This is a genomic window from Brevundimonas bullata, from assembly GCF_003350205.1.
GTDB classification, from domain to species: domain Bacteria; phylum Pseudomonadota; class Alphaproteobacteria; order Caulobacterales; family Caulobacteraceae; genus Brevundimonas; species Brevundimonas bullata.
Map to the genome: position 1 here is coordinate 1 of NZ_QLLC01000010.1, position 16,679 is coordinate 16,679.

Genomic DNA, 16,679 nt, shown 5'->3' on the forward strand with positions numbered 1-16,679 from the left:
GCAATCTCCCCGTCAGAGACAGGGAATCACGATCCGCGAATAATGCAACGGTTCCTCAAGGGGAGAAGGAAGAGGTTACGCCCCCAGCAGCCGCGCCGCCTTGGGGGCGAAGTAGGTGAGGACGCCGGAGGCGCCGGCGCGCTTGAAGGCGTGCAGGGTTTCCAGGATGGCGCGGTCTTCCTCCAGCCAGCCGTTGGCGATGGAGGCCTGCATCATCGCGTACTCGCCGGACACCTGATAGGCGAAGGTCGGGATCTTGAAGGTGTCGGACACCAGCCGAACGATGTCGAGATAGGGCAGGCCCGGCTTGACGATCAGGGCGTCTGCGCCCTCGGAAATGTCCATCGCCACCTCGCGCAGCGCCTCGTCGGCGTTGGCGTAGTCCATCTGATAGGTCTTCTTGTCGCCGGTCAGGGATTTTGAGGAGCCGACCGCGTCGCGATAGGGGCCGTAGAAGGCCGAGGCGTACTTGGCCGCATAGCTGATGATCAGGGTGTCGAGCAGGCTGTTGGCCTCCAGCGCCTCGCGGATGGCCTGGACCCGGCCGTCCATCATGTCGGAGGGGGCCACGGCGTCGGCGCCGGCGTGGGCGTGGATGAAGGCCTGTTCCACCAGACGTTCGATGCTGGCGTCGTTGAGGATGCGGCCGTTCTCCATGACGCCGTCGTGGCCGTGGTCGGTGTAGCAGTCCAGCGCCACGTCGGTCATGACGCCGATCTCGGGCGAGGCGTCCTTGATGGCCTTGATGCAGTCGGGGATCAGGCCGTCCGGGTCGCTGGCGGCGGTGCCGACGCTGTCCTTGATGGCGCCGTCCACGTTGGGGAAGAGGGCGATCATGGGGATGCCCAGGTCGCGGGCCTCGACGGCGGCCTTGGCGGCTTCTTTCGGCGACAGGCGGAAGACGCCCGGCATGGAGGCGACCGGAACGCGGTCCTCGGCGCCGTCATGGACGATGATCGGCCAGATCAGGTCGGCGGGCGTCAGGGTCGTCTCGGCGACCAGCCGGCGTACCCAGGGCTGCGAGCGCAGGCGGCGCGGACGGGCGTAGGGGAAGGCGGCGGGGGCGAGGGGCAGGGTCATGAAGGGCTCATAGTCCGGTAGGCGGGGCAGGGAAACGGCCTTGGGGGTCGCATATCGGACGTCGGTCGAGAAAAAACAGAGTCCAATTCGTCTGAATCGTCTGAAATGGGTGCGCCGAGAGACGGTCGGCTTGTTCTTCTTTGACACGTCATTCTCGGCCTTGTGCCGAGAATCCAGAAACGCGAGGGGGATGGGGAAACTGGCGGGCAGACACTTACAGCGTCGAGTGTCTGGATCCCCGGGACAAGCCCGGGGATGACAATTTAGAAGAGCTTATCGCCTCGCTGCGTCAAAGTCGGACACGCTGCGGCGGGGTGACGTTTTGCGCGCGCTTGGATAAAAGCAGCACGAACGCCCCGTCAGAGGGCAGAGTCGGGAGTATAGATCATGGACTTCGCCCTCAACGACGACCAGCGCGCGATTCAGGACGCGGCGCGGGCCTTCGCCGACGCCGAGTTGGCGCCGCATTCGGCCCGGTGGGACGAGGACAAGCATTTCCCTGTCGATGTGATGAAGTCGGCGGCCGAGATGGGCTTCTGCGGCATCTATACCGGCGAAGAGCACGGCGGCATGGCCCTGGGCCGGGTCGAGGCGGCGGTGATCTTCGAGGAGCTGTCGCGCGGGGACGTGGCGACGGCGGCCTTTATCTCGATCCACAACATGGCGACGTGGATGATCGACAAGTTCGGGTCTGACGACCTGCGGTCGCGCTTCGTTCCGTCGCTGATCGCGATGGACAAGATCGCCAGCTACTGCCTGACCGAGCCGGGTTCGGGGTCGGACGCGGCGGCGCTGCGGACCACGGCGGTGCGCGACGGCGACCATTATGTGCTGAACGGGTCCAAGGCCTTTATCTCGGGCGCGGGGACGTCGGACGTCTATGTCGTCATGGTGCGGACGGGCGGCGAAGGGGCCAAGGGGATCAGCGCCGTGGTGGTCGAGGCGGGGACGCCCGGCCTGTCGTTCGGGGCGCAGGAAAAGAAGATGGGCTGGAACGCCCAGCCGACCGCCATCGTCAGCTTCGACGATTGCCGCATCCCGGTCGCTAACCTGCTGGGCGAAGAGGGCGCGGGCTTCAAATACGCCATGGCCGGTCTGGACGGGGGGCGGCTGAACATCGCCGCCTGCTCGCTGGGCGGGGCGCGGCTGGCGCTGGAGACGGCGCAGGCCTACGTCGCCACGCGCAAGCAGTTCGGGCAGGCCATCGGCCAGTTCCAGGCGCTGCAATTCCGACTGGCCGATATGGCGACGGACCTGGAGGCGGCGCGCCTGATGGTGCTGCGCGGGGCCTGGGCCATCGACAACGATCACCCGGAGAAGACCAAGTGGTGCGCCATGGCCAAGCGCCTGGCCACCGACGCCTGTTTCCAGATCGCCGACGAGGCGCTGCAGATCCACGGCGGATACGGCTATCTGAAGGACTATCCGCTGGAGCGGATCGTGCGCGACCTGCGGGTGCACCGCATTCTGGAAGGCACCAACGAAATCATGCGTGTCATCATCGCGCGGGAGCTGGCGCGAGGATGATTGGGGCTCGAGTGCCTTGGTCTTTGCTGGCTCTCGCCGTCTCGGGGCTTGTGGCCGGCGTTGGCCTACTCTTGAGCCTCGTCGTCATTCTGGCGCTCAGGGAAGGTAGTGGGACCGATCTGGTCTTTCAGGTCGAACGTGTCGCCTATCTGGTAAGCGGCATTTTGCAGGGCGGCTTGGTGGGAGTGCTGGTGATCGGGGTGGCTCGATGGCTGGGAAACCGCAGCCAGCGACCAGCTCGTCGTTTTTTGATCTTGGCCATGGCGCTGCCAGTCTTCCTCTTTCTCGCTCTCGCCTTTTCGTCTCTAGCGGTGAGTGGTGTGCATGGCTTGCCGTTGCTTGATCCGAGGCGATGGCTAGAGGCTCCTGCGTTTGCCCTGACCTTTTATGCGGCTGGCCTAGCCTACCTCGCCATCGCTAGGGCGAAAGTTTCACGGAACCACCAATGACCATCGAACCCGAAGTCATCACCTGCGTCGAAGGCGGCGTCGGTCGCATCACCCTGAACCGGCCCAAGGCGATCCATGCGCTGAACCGGGGCATGTGCGAGGCGATGATCGAGGCGTTGCTGGACTGGCGCGGCGATGACGCCGTGAAATCTGTGCTGATCGACCATGCGGGCGAGCGCGGCTTCTGCGCCGGAGGCGACATCCGCATGATCGCCGAGAGCGGGGCGGGGGATGCGTCGGAGGCCAGGGCCTTCTTCAAGACCGAGTATCAGCTGAACCATCTGATGTTCGAATACCCCAAGCCGATCACGGCCATCGTCGACGGCATCGTCATGGGCGGCGGCGTGGGGATCAGCGAGCCGGCGGATATCCGCATCGCCACGGAACGCACCACCTACGCCATGCCGGAGACGGGCATCGGCCTGTTCCCCGACGTGGGCGGGGGCTGGTTCCTGTCGCGCCTGCCGGGGCAGACGGGGGTCTGGCTGGCGCTGACGGGGGCGCGGCTGAAGGCGGCGGATACGGTGGCCCTGGGCATCCACACCCATTTCGTCGAGAGCGGCACGACGGCGGCCTTGAAGGACGAACTTCTCGCCAATCCGTCTGATCCCAAGGCCGTGGCCGACCGCGTGTCGGGCGAGGCCGGGCCGGCGCCGCTGGACGCCCACCGCGAGGCCATTGATCGGCTGTTCGCCTTTGACACGGTCGAGGACATCTTCGCCGCGCTGGAAGGCGATGGCTCGGACTGGGCGCTGAAGCAGCTTGAGACGCTGAAGACCAAGTCGCCGCAGTCGCTGAAGGTCAGCCTGCGCCAGATCCGCACGGGCGCGACGCTGGCCACCTTCGCCGAGAACATGGCGATGGAATATGCGCTGGGCGGCCGGGTGGTGCGCACCCACGACTTCCAGGAAGGCGTGCGCGCCGTCATCGTCGACAAGGACAATGCGCCGCAGTGGTCGCCCGCCGACCTGTCGGGCGTCAGCGACGCCGGCCTGGACGCGCTGTTTGCGCCTCTGCCCGCCGACGAGGCCTGGTCGCCGCTCTGAAAACGGCGCTGCGGCGCAACATTTGTTGTTCCAAGTCGCCTTGAGAGCTATCTAGGCGAAATGAGTAAGCGCTGGACCCCTGAATCCTGGAGAAACAAGCCTGTCGTGCATATGCCGACGGACTATCCTGACATGGCCGAACTGGCCCGTGTCGAAGACGAGCTGCGGGCCATGCCGCCCCTGGTGTTTGCCGGCGAGGCCCGCAAACTGACCCAGCATCTCGCACAGGTGGAGGCGGGCAACGCCTTCCTGCTTCAGGGCGGCGACTGCGCCGAGAGCTTTAAGGAGTTCTCGACCGACAACATCCGCGACACCTTCCGCCTGATCTTGCAGATGGCGGTGGTGCTGACCTTCGCCGGGCGCAAGCCGGTGGTGAAGGTGGGCCGTATCGCCGGTCAGTTCGCCAAGCCGCGTTCGTCGCCGCTGGAAGAAATCGGCGGCGTCGAGCTGCCGTCCTATCGCGGCGACATCATCAACGGCATGGGCTTCACGCCCGAAGAGCGCGTGCCCGATCCGCAGCGCCTGCTGAAGGCCTATAACCAGTCGGCCTCGACGCTGAACCTGCTGCGCGCTTTTGCGGGCGGCGGCTATGCCGACCTGTACAACATCCACCGCTGGACCCTGGGCTTCGCCGACAACGGCGCGGGGGCGGCCTATCGCGAGCTGGCCGACAAGATCACCGAGGCCCTGGCCTTCATGGAGGCGGTCGGCGTCACGCCCGAGACGCATCCCGACCTGTCGCGCGTCGAGGTCTTCACCAGCCACGAGGCCTTGCTGCTGAACGTCGAGAGCGCCCTGACGCGTCTGGAAGGTTCGACCGGCGAATGGTTCGACACCTCGGCCCATATGCTGTGGATCGGCGAGCGCACCCGTCAGCTGGACGGGGCGCACATCGAGTTCATGCGCGGCATCTCGAACCCCATCGGCGTCAAGTGCGGACCGACCATGACGGCGGAAGACATCCTGCCGCTGATCGACGCCCTGAACCCGAACAATATTCCGGGCCGTCTGACCCTGATCGGCCGCTTCGGTCACGACAAGGTCGGCGACCGTCTGCCGGCCCTGATGCGGGCGGTGAAGGCCGAGGGCAAGCGCGTCATCTGGTCGATCGACCCGATGCACGGCAATACGCTGAAGGCCGCCAACGGCTACAAGACCCGGCCATTCGACCGCGTCATGGGCGAGGTCCGCACCTTCATCGACGTGGCGGAGGCCGAGGGCGTTCACCCCGGCGGCGTTCACCTGGAGATGACCGGCCAGAACGTCACCGAGTGCATCGGCGGCGCCCAGCCTGTGACCGAGGACGAGCTGTCGAGCCGCTATCACACCCACTGCGATCCGCGTCTGAATGCGGATCAGGCGCTGGAACTGGCCTTCCTGGTGGCGGAACGTCTCAAGGCCGGGCGTCAGGCCCGCGCCGAGGCCGCGTGACCTCGGCGGTCGAAAACGAAGGCTCGGGCTGCGTCGCCTATCAGGGCGCGCCCGGCGCCTTCAGCCATGAAGCCTGCCTCGACCTGCGCCCGTGGGACGAGGCGGTCGGGTTCGAGACCTTCCAGGGGGCGATTGACGCCCTGTTGTCCGGCCAGTGCCAGTTTGCGCTGATCCCGGTCGAAAACTCGACCATCGGCACGGTCGAGCCCGCCGCCAGTCTGGTGCGCGAGGCGGGGCTGGTCGTGGTCAGCGAGGCATGGCGGCCGATTCGGCTGGCCTTGCTGGGTCTGCCCGAGGCGCGGCTGTCGGACATCAGGACGGCGGAGAGCCATCCGGTCGCCTTGCAGCAATGCTCCAAGGCGCTGGGCGAGCTGAAGATCGCCTCGGTCGAGGTCTTTGACACGGGCGGCGCCGCCGCTGCGGTGGCCGAAGCTGGTGATCTGACCCGCGCGGCTGTCGCGCCTGCACGCGCCGCCGAGGTTTATGGCCTGTCGGTTCTGCGCAACGATTTGCAGGATTTCAGCGACAATCGGACGCGATTTGTCCTCCTCAGTGCGCTTGGGGCTTGACCGCGCATAGAGTTTGCGCGCTTAAGAAGGGATCGGATCGACCCTGATCCTGAAACCGGACCGGATTCATGTCCTCGCTGCGCGCACAACTGACCCTTGAAACCACCACGCGCGCGGTGGCCGGCTTTTATTTTGGCTACGGCTATTACGGCTTTCGATACGCCGGCTGAGGCGTCGAGTTTTTCCAAACTCTGACTGTCTCACCGGCGACCGCTCTGACGCAGAGCGGCGACGCGATCACACGCATCACCCCCATCGAAATTCGAATGCCGAAAGCCCAATCCCATGCCCAATTCTAATATCCAGCAAGTCTGGCCCGCTGAATCCGTCGAGCTGAGCCCCGAGCAGAAGGCGCTGGCCGCTCTGCGCGCCGAGATCGACAGCCTGGACGACCAGATCCTTGAACTGTTCGAGCGCCGTCTGGCCGTCGCCGCCCAGGTGGGCAAGGCCAAGGATGCGCCGACGGGCCCGCACACCAAGCTGCGTCCCGACCGCGAACAGGCCGTTCAGGCTCGCGTCCTGAAGCAGTGCGAGCCTGAAAACCGCGAGGCGGTCGAGCACCTGTGGCGCGAGATCGTCGGCTGGGGCCTGGCCCGTCAGGGTCGGCTGCAGGTCCATGTCTGGGCCCCCATCGACCCGGCCAAGGCTGTGGACGGCGCCCGTCTGCGTTTCGGCGCCGCCGCCGACATCAAGCTGGTCCGCGACCCGCAGGCCGCGCTGGCGCACGCCGCCGAGGGGCATGGCGTGGCCGTGCTGTCGATCAATACCGATGACGCCTGGTGGATGGGCCTGCGTCGCGAATGGTCGATGCTGAGCGTCTTCGACGGCTACGGCGGCGAAACCCCGACCTCGCTGGCCGTGGGCAAGATCGATCCGCCGGCTCTGCCGACGGGCCGTCGGGTGGTGGTGACGGTCGGCGGCGACGCCGGCGACGGCTCGGGCGCGCGGCGCTGGGGCCTGAACACCAACCACGGCTGGACCCTGGCCCTGACCGACGCCGACGTGGCGCCGGGCGACGTGGAAGGCTGCGTCGGCGCCATCGGCTGATCGCCATAAAAGGGAAGGTGTGAACGGGCGTTAAGCCTGTTCCTCAACCCTGTCTCAAAGAGCGGCGTCCACTGTGGCGGCATGAACGCTTCCGTCATCCTGCGGTTCGGATCGGTCGGCGCCCTCGCGGCGCTGCTGTCCGGCTGCGGCATGGCGGAGGCCGATCCCCACCGTTTCGAGGGCGTGGCGGACCAGATCGCGGCCATTCCTCTGACAAGCGAGGCTGAGCCAGCGAGGGCAGCTGCCGCTTCGCGCAAGGACGATGAGCCGGCGCGGCGTCCGCTCAAGGTCGAGCTTCTGACCCCGCATCAGCTGTGGGACGCCCGCGACGGGCTGACGAGCAAGGCGGCGGCTGTCCTGCCGGCCCTGCCGCCGGTGTTTATTGACCCTGAAGCGCCGCCCGCCGTGCAGGCGGCGCAGCAACAGCAGACATCCAAGTCGCCACGGGCCGTCGCGGTCGCCGCCGCTGCGCCCGCCGTGCTAATCCAGCTGGGCGCCTATGCCAGCCAGGCCTCGGCCCAGGCGGCATGGGAGCGTCTGGGGCAGGGCAGCCACGGCCTGAGCCCGGTGTTCGAGCCGGTCGAGGTCAAGGGGCAGCGCCTGGTTCGGCTGAAGGTCCGGGCCGGATCGGCACAGGCTAAGGCGCTGTGCGAACGCGCGGCGGCGTCCGATCCCTGGTGCGTCCGGGCCGCAGAGGCGGCGTCGTCCACAGGCGCGGCTTAAGGTTTCGTTGACGACTGACGTCCTTGGCCCGATCTAGGGGTCCAGGGGCGGGCTGCGAACGGTTGAGTCGCGACCGTCGAAACATCGGGACTCATCATGGCGCAGCCTCAGGTCATCGTCATCGGCAATGAAAAGGGCGGGGCGGGCAAGTCCACCCTGGCCATTCACATCGTCACCGGCCTGCTGCACGCGGGCAAGAAGGTCGCCATCATCGATCTGGACCTGCGTCAGCGGTCGATGGAGCGCTTCTTCTCCAACCGTGGGGCGTGGACGGCGGCGAACGAACAGCCCCTGCCCATGCCGATCGTGCCGGACATGGGCGACGGCAAGGCCCTGGCCAAGGCCGACGAGGCCGAGCAACTGGCGCGCTTTGACGCCGCCTATGCCGAGGCGCAAGGCGTGGCGGACATCATCCTGATCGACACGCCCGGCGGCGACACGGCCCTGTCGCGCGCCGCGCATGGCCGCGCCGACCAGATTGTCACGCCGATGAACGACAGCTTCGTCGACTTCGACCTTCTGGGCGAGGTCGATCCGGTGACGCTGGATCTGAAAAAGCCCTCCATCTATTCCGAGAGCGTCTGGGAGGCGCGCAAGCATCGCGCCATCACCGAGGGGCGTCAGGTGACGATCGACTGGGTCGTCGTCACCAATCGTCTGGCCGTGGCCGAGGCGCGCAACCGCCGGCGCCTGGAAGAGAAGATGATGAAGCTGGCCAAGCGCGTCGGCTTCCGCGTCGGGCCGGGTCTGCGCGACCGGGTCATCTATCGCGAGCTGTTCCCCTTCGGCCTGACGGTAGCCGACCTGTCGAACGACATCCGTCCGGTGTCGGTGTCCCTGGCCCACGTGGCGGCGCGTCAGGAACTGCGCAATCTGATGCAGTCCCTGGGTCTGGACGACGCGCAAGGCGGTTCGCTGGCCCCGCTGGACGCGGCGGCGGCCTGATCGTCGCATGGGCCTGATCTGGCTGGCGCTGGCCGCCGTGGCGGTCTGGGCGCTGGCCCGGTTGGGTCGCCAGGCAGAGCGCGCGCGGCGCGGCCACTGGCGCATCTCTGCGACCCTTCTCAGCACGGCCCTGTTCGCGGGGGCGGTTCTGGCTGCGTCACGCGGGGTCTGGCTGGCGGCGATAGGGCTGGCGGGGGCTGGGCTGTGGCTGGCGGTGCAGTCGCGGGTTCGGACCGTACCGCCGCGTGCGCCTGTGGCTGAGCGTCTGACGGAAGCCGAGGCGCGGGCCATTTTGGGCGTGTCCGCCGATGCGACGCCCGAGGCTGTGCAGGCCGCTTGGCGGCGACTGATGGCGCGAGCCCATCCCGATCAGGGCGGGACGGAGGGGCTAGCGGCGCGGGTCAACGCGGCGCGGGATCGGCTGCTGAAGGGGTAGTCGATCAGTCTCGGTCGCCGAATAGGGCTTCTGTCGTACGTTTCGCCAATCGCTGAACCTCAGCGTGACGCACTGGGTCGGGGTGCGGTTCCAACTCTGTCGTCCAGACGGAACCTTCGGGCGGCTGCAGGTCGCGGCACACCATGAGGGCCAACTTCCTTTTCAGTGCGTCCTGATTACGCGCCGAACGGCTTGTTTCCGGGTCCTGATCAGCCTCGATGCGTGGCGGCACGACAGCGGAGATAGACCAGTGCGGGGGCTTAACCGGGGGAGCCGGTTGGCCGACCAGTCTGACCGTCAAAGTCGGCGGTCCGCGCCACGTCGTGAGGGTCATGAAGGGCTCGACGACGCCATCAATGTCGATGAGCCCGCAGCCGATCCGTCCGCCGTCGCGTGGCGCGTCGTTGAAATCGGCTGACAGGATGTGACCACGAGGACTCTCTGCGATGACCGCTTCGAGGAGTTCGCTATCGGAAGGCCGGGGCGGGCGTGGCTCCTCGGCATGGGGTGCGACCACAGCGAGGAGCGCAAACCACATATCAGCCCACCTTCACCCGCGTGGCGGCTTCCGGCAGGTCCTCGCCGAAGGCGCGCTGGTAGAACTCGGCGATGGTGGGGCGTTCCAGTTCGTCGCACTTGTTCAGGAAGGTCAGGCGGAAGCTGAGGGCCAGGTCGCCGCCGAAGATGATGGCGTTCTGGGCCCAGGTGATGACCGTGCGCGGCGACATGACGGTGGAGATGTCGCCGTTCATGAAGGCGTTGCGGGTCATGTCGGCGACGCGGACCATGGCGGCGATGCGGCGCTTGCCCTCGGTATCGTTCCACTCGGGGATCTTGGCGGCGACGATCTCGGCTTCGACGTCGTGATCGAGGTAGTTGAGGGTCGTGACGATGTTCCAGCGGTCCATCTGACCCTGGTTGATCTGCTGGGTGCCGTGATAGAGGCCCGAGGTGTCGCCCAGGCCGATGGTGTTGGTGGTCGAGAACAGGCGGAACCAGCGGTTCGGGCGGATGACGCGGTTCTGGTCCAGCAGGGTCAGGCGGCCCTGGGCCTCCAGCACGCGCTGTATCACGAACATGACGTCGGGACGGCCCGCGTCGTATTCGTCGAAGACCAGGGCGACCGGGCGTTGCAGCGACCAGGGCAGGATGCCCTCGCGGAACTCGGTGATCTGCTTGCCGTCCTTCAGGACGATGGCGTCCTTGCCGATCAGGTCGATGCGGCTGATGTGGCTGTCCAGGTTCACGCGGACCAGAGGCCAGTTCAGGCGGGCGGCGACCTGTTCGATATGGGTCGACTTGCCGGTGCCGTGATAGCCCTGAACCATGACGCGGCGGTCAAAGGCGAAGCCGGCGCAGATGGCCAGGGTGGTCTGCGGATCGAAACGATAGGACGAGTCGATCTCTGGGACGTGGCTGTCGCGCGTGTCGAAGGCGGGCACGATCATGTCGGAATCGACGCCGAACGCCTCCCTCACCGTCACCTTGCGGTGCGGTTCCAGCGTGACCAGAGGATCGGGCGAGGCGTCGAGGGGAGAGGTCATGGCACCCATCTAGTGCCCCCGCGCGCGCGGCTCAACACGCGCGCGAGGAAACTGAGCGGTTATTCCGCCGACAGGGCCACATCGATGTTGCCGCGCGTGGCGTTGGAGTAGGGGCAGACCTGATGCGCCTTGTGGATCAGGTCGTCGATGACCGCCTGATCGAGGCCGTGGTCGGTGATCTTGAGCGAGACGTCGAGGTTGAAGCCTTCGCCGCGCGTGTTCTTGCCGAAGCCGATGCCGGCGGTGACTTTCGTGTCCGGGCCGACCGGGGTTCCGGCCTTACCGGCGACCAGACGCAGGGCGCCGAGGTAGCAGGCGGCGTAGCCGGTGGCGAAGAGCTGTTCGGGATTGGTCCCGTCGCCGCCCTTGCCGCCCATCTCGGTCGGGACGGACAGGCGGACGTCGATCTTGCCGTCGTCGGTGGCGGAGCGGCCTTCGTCGCGGCCGCCTCCCGAAGCTGTGGCGTGGGCGCGGTACAAGACTTCCATCAGGTGACTCCTTTGGCGATCCAAGGAGTCGGATATGGGGCTCAGTCGTTCAGAAACAACGGTTCTGTGATTCGTGTGATCCACAAGGGGGGTGTTAACAATTTGTCCATAACTTCCGTCGGGGAAGAGCAATGAATACGCACACGCAGTACTTTTGCTATGTCTATGACGCGCCAGAAGGCACGCCCCTGATGCTCGCGCTGGATGCGGACAGCCTGCCTGAGGCGGTCAGCGAAACGCGCCGCATGATGCTGGGCGAAAACGCGGACAGCGCCTTTGCGGAAATATGGGACGGGTCCGGCGAGAACGTGGTGACGCGCATCGACGGCGCGTCCAGGTCAGGGGCGGGGGGCCTGTTGCGCTCGCTCAGGCGTGCCCGGCCTTTTTCAAGACTTTCCAGGCCTTGATGACGGCCTGAAGCTTGGCCTCGGCGCCGCGGTCGCCGCCGTTGGTGTCCGGGTGGAAGCGTTTCAGCATCTCGTGATAGCGGGCCTTGATAGCCGCCTTGTCGGCGCCGGGCTTCAGGTCGAGGTCAGTCAGGGCCGCCAGCTCGATCTTGCCGATCCGGTGGACTTCAGGCGCGGCAGGACCGGCCTGATCCTGGGTGCGGCGACCGAACAGGCCGAAACTGTCGCGCCAGGAACCCGCGCCCTCGGTGTTGGCCGTGCCCATCTTGGCGGCGAAGGCGGCGGCTTCCCGCGTGTTCTTGCCGGCCTTCATCTCCCAGGTCGGGCGACCGCCGGTCATGGCCTCGTTTTCCTGAGCGGCGCGGACCTGAGCCTCGTTCATGCCGGCGTAGAAGTTCCAGCTCTTGTTGTACTGGCCCGCGTGCGTCTGGCAGAAGTCATAGAAGTCGGCGAGCTGCTCACGCGACTTCGGCGCCTTGGCGGTTGCGGGACGGGTGCAGTCCGGCCACTCGCACGACTTCTCGCCCTTCTTGCGATGCAGGACGTCAGCCGCAGCCGCCTTCTCCTCATCGGACTTGGGCGGCTTCACGCGGATGTCGGTGAAGCGGGGTTTGTATTCAAATGACGCGGACATCGGCCCGAGTGTAAGCTTGATTTGGACAGCTTCAAGGAACGACCGATGTCAGACGGCCCGATTGCCACACTTATCCGCGAAAAACTGACGGCGGCGTTCGCTCCGCAACGGATCGACCTGGAAGACGATAGCTGGAAACACGCCGGGCACCATCACGAAGGCGGCATGGACGCCAAGGACGGCGGCGAGAGCCATTTCCAGCTGACCATCGTGTCTGACGCTTTTGAAGGGCAGGGGCGTGTGGCCAGGCAAAGGGCGATCAATGCGGCTTTGAAAGAGGAGCTGGCGGGGCCGGTTCACGCCCTGGCGGTGCGCGCCTTGACGGTCGCGGAAGCGCAGCGCGTTTGACGCCTTTTTCGTCCTGATACGTAAAAAAACGTATTCATCTCGTCTTAGAGACTTCGGCCTAGCGTCCGCCCGGACTGATTTGCAATGGCGGGGGCGTGCGAATGGTGGGGGATGGGATCAAGGGGCTGGACGGGCAGGCGCCCGGTGAGGCTGCACAGGCGCTGACCGCGATCCTGCAGACCCACTATCTGCGCTATCTGATCATCGTCAGCTGGGCGGTCGGCGTCATCGCCACCGTCGGTCTGGTCCCGGGCCTGCTGTGGTTCGCCGCCACCCTGGCCGCCGGCGCTCTGCGCGGCGAGGTTGAAAAGCGCGTCAGCCAGCAGGTCGGCGCCGGGTGGGGCATGGTCTTCCCCGCCGTGGCCACCGTCACGACGGCGGTCTGGGCCGTGGCGCCGCTGATGGCCTGGTTCTCGCGCGCTCCCTTTGGTCATGAGCTGGCCATCGCCCTGCTGGTGTCGGGCTATGTGCTGGTCTTCGCCCAGCTGCGCAGCTCGCCGCGACAGGCGATCATGATTTCATCGCCCTATGGTCTGGTTGCAGCGATCATCGCCGTCAGTCTGGTGGGCGGGCCATTGTTCTGGCCTTTCGTGGCCGTGGTGCCGTTTACGGCGGCCAGCCTGTTTGTCCTGGTGACGATGACGGTGCTGCGGGAAGAGCGTATCCGCGCCTTCCAGGAGCATCAGGCCCATCTGATCGAGGAACTGGAGACGGCGCGCGACAAGGCGGATGCGGCCAATGAGGCCAAGTCCAGCTTCCTGGGCGTCATCTCGCATGAACTGCGCACGCCGATGAATGGGGTGCTGGGCGCGGCCCAACTGCTGAGCGCCACTCGGTTGGAAGGGACGCAGCGCGAATATCTGTCGATCATTCGCAACTCGGGCGACAATCTGCTGAGCCTGCTGAACGACATTCTCGACATGACCAAGATCGAGGCCGGCAAGATGAGCTTCGATGTCGTGGATGTGCAGGTCGACGACCTGCATCGTCGGATTCTCGGGCCGTTCGAGGCGCAGGCCGAGGCCAAGGGGCTGACGCTGACCTCGGCCTTCGAGGGCGAACTGCCGGCGGTTGTGCGCGGCGACCCTCTGCGGGTGTGCCAGGTGGTGCAGAATCTGTTGTCGAATGCGGTCAAGTTCACGGACCAGGGCGAAATTCGCTACATCGTGCGCGGCACCCGTATTTCCGATCGCCGGGTGCGGTTCGACTTCTCCGTCACGGACTCCGGTTCGGGCATTTCGCGCGAAGATCTGGATCGGCTGTTCCAGCCCTTCACCCAGGTCGACAACTCTTCCACGCGCCGTTTCGGCGGCACGGGACTGGGTCTGACTATTGCGCGACGCATGGCGCAGATCATGGGGGGCGACATCACTGTGGCGTCGCGTCTGGGCGAGGGGTCGACCTTCACCCTGTCGATCGAGGGCGAAGTGGTGGAGTGGAGCCACGCGGAGCCGGCCGAGATCATCGACGCCGCCATCGACGGCGGCGACCACATGGATGTGCTGGTGGTCGAGGATCACCCCGTCAACCGCATGATCCTGGAGGCCTGGATGGGGTCGGCCGGGCACCGGACCAGCACAGCTGAAAACGGGCAGCTGGCCGTCGATTTGGCCCGCAGCCAGCGCTTCGACCTGATCATCATGGACGTCAACATGCCGGTCATGGACGGGCTGACGGCGACGCGGTTGATCCGTGAGGGGCGAGGCGTCAATGCCGATACGCCCATCGTCGTCCTGTCGGCCTCGGCGCGAATCGAGGATCACGAGGCGGGGCTGGCCGCGGGGGCGGACGCCTATCTGAACAAGCCGATCGATTTCCGCAGCCTGGCCAATCTGATGGCTCAGGTTCCGGGAGGGCGGTCGGCCCTGCATCGGGCCGCCGAGACGGTGGAGGAACCGGCGGCCGCGGCCTGATCGGCCGCCGAACGCGCCGGCCTGTTGAAGCGGGCTGTTTTTTTCAGCGCCGGATCGGGGTCTTTCGGTGAAAGCCTGACGCGCGGGGCTTCCATTCGCGGGGGCAGGCGCTAGACCCAAGGGCATGTCTTTCCTGCATGAAACCCTGACGCAGACGGTCGCCGCCGGTGAAAAGCGGCTGACGGTCGACGCCGCCATTCTGGCCAAGCTGGCGGACATGGCCGGCGATCTGGCGATCAACCTGACGATTGCGGCCCTGATCTTCGCCGCCACCCTGTTCATCGCCCGCTGGGCGTCAGGGGGGACGCGGCGGGTGCTGGGGCGGTTGCGGGCCTTCCGCCACGATCAGACGGTGCTGAGCTTCGCGGCCCAGGTCGTGCGGGTGGTCGTCATCATCATCGGCCTGATCGCCGTCTTGCAGCGCCTGGGCGTGCAGACGACCTCGATCATCGCGGTTCTGGGCGCCGCCTCGCTGGCCGTCGGTCTGGCCTTGCAGGGCACGCTGTCGAACGTGGCGGCGGGGGTCATGCTGCTGATGCTGCGGCCCTATCGCGTGGGCGAGGTGATCGACGTCGGCGGGGCCTCCGGCACGGTGCAGAAGCTGGACCTGTTCACGACCCAGCTGTCGAACGCCAACAACCACAAGATCGTCATCCCCAACTCCAAGGTTCTGAGCGACGTCATCATCAACCTGACGGGTCAGCGGACGCGTCGGATCGAGATCAAGTTCACCGTCGGGTACGGTGAGAATCTGAAAGACGCCTGCGACGTGCTGGCCGGGGTGGCCGTGGCCCATGCCAAGGTGCTGAAAGACCCGACGCCCTGGACCGGGGTGACGGCCCTGCTGGACAGCGCGGTGGAGATTACCCTCCACGCCTGGGTCAACGTCGGCGACTGGTGGCAAAGCCAGGCCGACCTGATGCAGAGCGGCAAGGAGGCGCTGGACGCCGCCGGGATCGAGATTCCGTTCCCGCACCAGGTCGAGGTGCCGGCCAAGGACGCCCAATTCGCCCGCGTCGTCATGGCGCCGGCAGAACAGGAAGAATGACGCGTGCGCTACGACTTCGGATCGGACAACACCGCCGGCATGGCGCCGGACGCCCTGAACGGCTTGGTCGCCGCCAACAGCGGTTTCGCGCGGGCCTATGGCGCAGACGAGACGACCGCGCGGGCCGCCGACCAGATCCGTCAGCGTCTGGACGCCGACGCCGAGGTGCGCTTCGTCTTCAGCGGCACGGCGGCCAACGCCATCGCCGTCTCCATGCTGGCCCAGCCCTATGAGGCGGTGCTGACGCATCACGCGGCCCACATCTGCACCGATGAGACGGGTGCGCCGGGCTTCTTTGGCCAGGGCGTCGGCCTGATCGGCCTGCCGGGCTATTCGGGCAAGATCGACGGCATGGCTCTGCAAGCCGCGCTGGACGAGCCGGTCGTGGGGCATCGCCAGCCGGCGGCGGCCTTGAGCGTCACCCAGGCGACGGAATACGGCGCGGTCTATTCCGAGGAGGAACTGCGCCACCTGATCGAGCCGGCCAAGCAGGCGGGCCTGGGCGTCCACATGGACGGGGCGCGGCTGGCCAATGCGGCGGCGGCGGGGTTTGACCTGAAGGACATTCCGCGTCTGGGCGTCGATGTTCTGGTGTTCGGCGGGGCCAAGGCGGGGGCCAACTGCGCCGAGGCCCTGGTCATCTTCAACAAGAGCCTGACGCGGCGGATCGACAACCGATTGAAGCAGGCCGGGCAGACCGCGTCCAAGGCGCGGTTCCTGGCGGGGCCGATCCTGGGGCTGCTGGAATCGAACGCCTGGGAAACCGGCGCGGCGCACGCCAACCTGATGGCGCAGCGTCTGGCCGACGGCATCGAAGAGCGGTCGCCCTTCGTCCTGGCGCACCCGGTCGAGTCCAACGCCGTCTTTGTGCGGATGCCGGACGAGGCGCATCAGCGTCTGAACGCCCTGGGCTGGGCCTGTTATCAGTTCGACGACGGGTCGGTGCGGTTCGTCTGTTCCTGGGCGACGACCGAAGGCGCGGTGGACGAACTGCTCGAAGCCATCGCGAGCCTGAACTGAATGCCGGTTTCGCTCCGGCCAGTC

Annotated in this window: 19 protein-coding genes; 14 read left to right on the forward strand and 5 right to left on the reverse strand. The window is 66.5% G+C overall.

Annotated elements, in window-relative coordinates:
- Positions 1-75: 75 nt before the first annotated feature.
- Positions 76-1,080 (reverse strand): porphobilinogen synthase, encoded by a 1,005-nt coding sequence (hemB, locus tag DXK21_RS06350; protein ID WP_114816944.1) that lies wholly within the window; start codon positions 1,078-1,080, stop codon positions 76-78.
- A 387-nt stretch (positions 1,081-1,467) separates the two neighbouring features.
- Between hemB and DXK21_RS06355 the strand changes: the two genes are divergently transcribed.
- The 9 genes from DXK21_RS06355 (at position 1,468) to DXK21_RS06395 (ending at position 9,253) form a co-directional block, all read left to right on the forward strand.
- The gene (locus DXK21_RS06355) at positions 1,468-2,607 is read left to right on the forward strand and encodes an isobutyryl-CoA dehydrogenase (RefSeq protein ID WP_114816945.1); all 1,140 of its coding nucleotides are present in this window, start codon (positions 1,468-1,470) and stop codon (positions 2,605-2,607) included.
- A 71-nt stretch (positions 2,608-2,678) separates the two neighbouring features.
- Complete coding sequence (locus DXK21_RS06360; RefSeq protein ID WP_162790591.1) at positions 2,679-3,056, forward strand: hypothetical protein; 378 nt, start codon at positions 2,679-2,681, stop codon at positions 3,054-3,056.
- On the forward strand, positions 3,053-4,102 hold the full coding sequence (locus tag DXK21_RS06365) for an enoyl-CoA hydratase/isomerase family protein (protein ID WP_114816947.1): 1,050 nt from the start codon (positions 3,053-3,055) through the stop codon (positions 4,100-4,102). Before DXK21_RS06360 ends, DXK21_RS06365 begins: the two co-directional genes overlap by 4 nt.
- 60 nt (positions 4,103-4,162) lie before the next feature.
- Complete coding sequence (locus DXK21_RS06370; RefSeq protein ID WP_114816948.1) at positions 4,163-5,533, forward strand: class II 3-deoxy-7-phosphoheptulonate synthase; 1,371 nt, start codon at positions 4,163-4,165, stop codon at positions 5,531-5,533.
- The gene (locus DXK21_RS06375) at positions 5,530-6,102 is read left to right on the forward strand and encodes a prephenate dehydratase domain-containing protein (protein WP_114816949.1); all 573 of its coding nucleotides are present in this window, start codon (positions 5,530-5,532) and stop codon (positions 6,100-6,102) included. The genes DXK21_RS06370 and DXK21_RS06375 overlap by 4 nt, the downstream gene beginning before the upstream one ends.
- 285 nt (positions 6,103-6,387) lie before the next feature.
- Entirely contained in the window at positions 6,388-7,149 is a 762-nt protein-coding gene (locus DXK21_RS06380; protein ID WP_114816950.1) for a chorismate mutase, read from the forward strand.
- Positions 7,150-7,230: 81 nt separating this feature from the next.
- Complete coding sequence (locus DXK21_RS06385; RefSeq protein WP_114816951.1) at positions 7,231-7,872, forward strand: SPOR domain-containing protein; 642 nt, start codon at positions 7,231-7,233, stop codon at positions 7,870-7,872.
- Between the two features lie 96 nt (positions 7,873-7,968).
- Entirely contained in the window at positions 7,969-8,817 is an 849-nt protein-coding gene (locus DXK21_RS06390; RefSeq protein ID WP_114816952.1) for a division plane positioning ATPase MipZ, read from the forward strand.
- Positions 8,818-8,824: 7 nt separating this feature from the next.
- Positions 8,825-9,253, forward strand: coding sequence for a J domain-containing protein (locus DXK21_RS06395; protein WP_114816953.1), 429 nt, complete (start codon positions 8,825-8,827; stop codon positions 9,251-9,253).
- 4 nt (positions 9,254-9,257) lie between these two features.
- Here DXK21_RS06395 and DXK21_RS06400 read toward each other — a convergent pair whose 3' ends face one another.
- Genes DXK21_RS06400 through DXK21_RS06410 form a run of 3 tightly spaced genes read right to left on the reverse strand, consistent with a single transcriptional unit; the run spans position 9,258 to position 11,285 of the window.
- On the reverse strand, positions 9,258-9,791 hold the full coding sequence (locus DXK21_RS06400; protein ID WP_114816954.1) for a hypothetical protein: 534 nt from the start codon (positions 9,789-9,791) through the stop codon (positions 9,258-9,260).
- 1 nt (position 9,792) lies between these two features.
- Entirely contained in the window at positions 9,793-10,797 is a 1,005-nt protein-coding gene (gene cobS, locus DXK21_RS06405; RefSeq protein ID WP_114816955.1) for a cobaltochelatase subunit CobS, read from the reverse strand.
- Between the two features lie 59 nt (positions 10,798-10,856).
- Complete coding sequence (locus DXK21_RS06410; protein ID WP_114816956.1) at positions 10,857-11,285, reverse strand: organic hydroperoxide resistance protein; 429 nt, start codon at positions 11,283-11,285, stop codon at positions 10,857-10,859.
- Between the two features lie 131 nt (positions 11,286-11,416).
- On the opposite strand from DXK21_RS06410, the gene DXK21_RS06415 reads away from it, so the two are divergent.
- Complete coding sequence (locus DXK21_RS06415; protein ID WP_114816957.1) at positions 11,417-11,692, forward strand: hypothetical protein; 276 nt, start codon at positions 11,417-11,419, stop codon at positions 11,690-11,692.
- Here DXK21_RS06415 and DXK21_RS06420 read toward each other — a convergent pair.
- The gene (locus DXK21_RS06420) at positions 11,652-12,326 is read right to left on the reverse strand and encodes a J domain-containing protein (RefSeq protein ID WP_114816958.1); all 675 of its coding nucleotides are present in this window, start codon (positions 12,324-12,326) and stop codon (positions 11,652-11,654) included. The two genes, DXK21_RS06415 and DXK21_RS06420, sit on opposite strands and share 41 nt — an antisense overlap.
- A 45-nt stretch (positions 12,327-12,371) precedes the next feature.
- Here DXK21_RS06420 and DXK21_RS06425 point away from each other — a divergent pair, with 45 nt between their 5' ends.
- From DXK21_RS06425 to DXK21_RS06440, 4 genes are all read left to right on the forward strand, one after another.
- A complete protein-coding gene (locus tag DXK21_RS06425; protein WP_114816959.1) occupies positions 12,372-12,674 on the forward strand; it encodes a BolA family protein in 303 nt (100 codons plus the stop codon).
- 101 nt (positions 12,675-12,775) lie between these two features.
- Positions 12,776-14,587, forward strand: a complete 1,812-nt coding sequence (locus DXK21_RS06430) for an ATP-binding protein (RefSeq protein WP_114816960.1) — start codon at positions 12,776-12,778, stop codon at positions 14,585-14,587.
- 124 nt (positions 14,588-14,711) lie between these two features.
- Positions 14,712-15,635, forward strand: coding sequence for a mechanosensitive ion channel family protein (locus DXK21_RS06435; RefSeq protein WP_114816961.1), 924 nt, complete (start codon positions 14,712-14,714; stop codon positions 15,633-15,635).
- A 3-nt stretch (positions 15,636-15,638) separates the two neighbouring features.
- Positions 15,639-16,655, forward strand: coding sequence for a threonine aldolase family protein (locus DXK21_RS06440; RefSeq protein ID WP_114816962.1), 1,017 nt, complete (start codon positions 15,639-15,641; stop codon positions 16,653-16,655).
- Positions 16,656-16,679 lie beyond the last annotated feature (24 nt).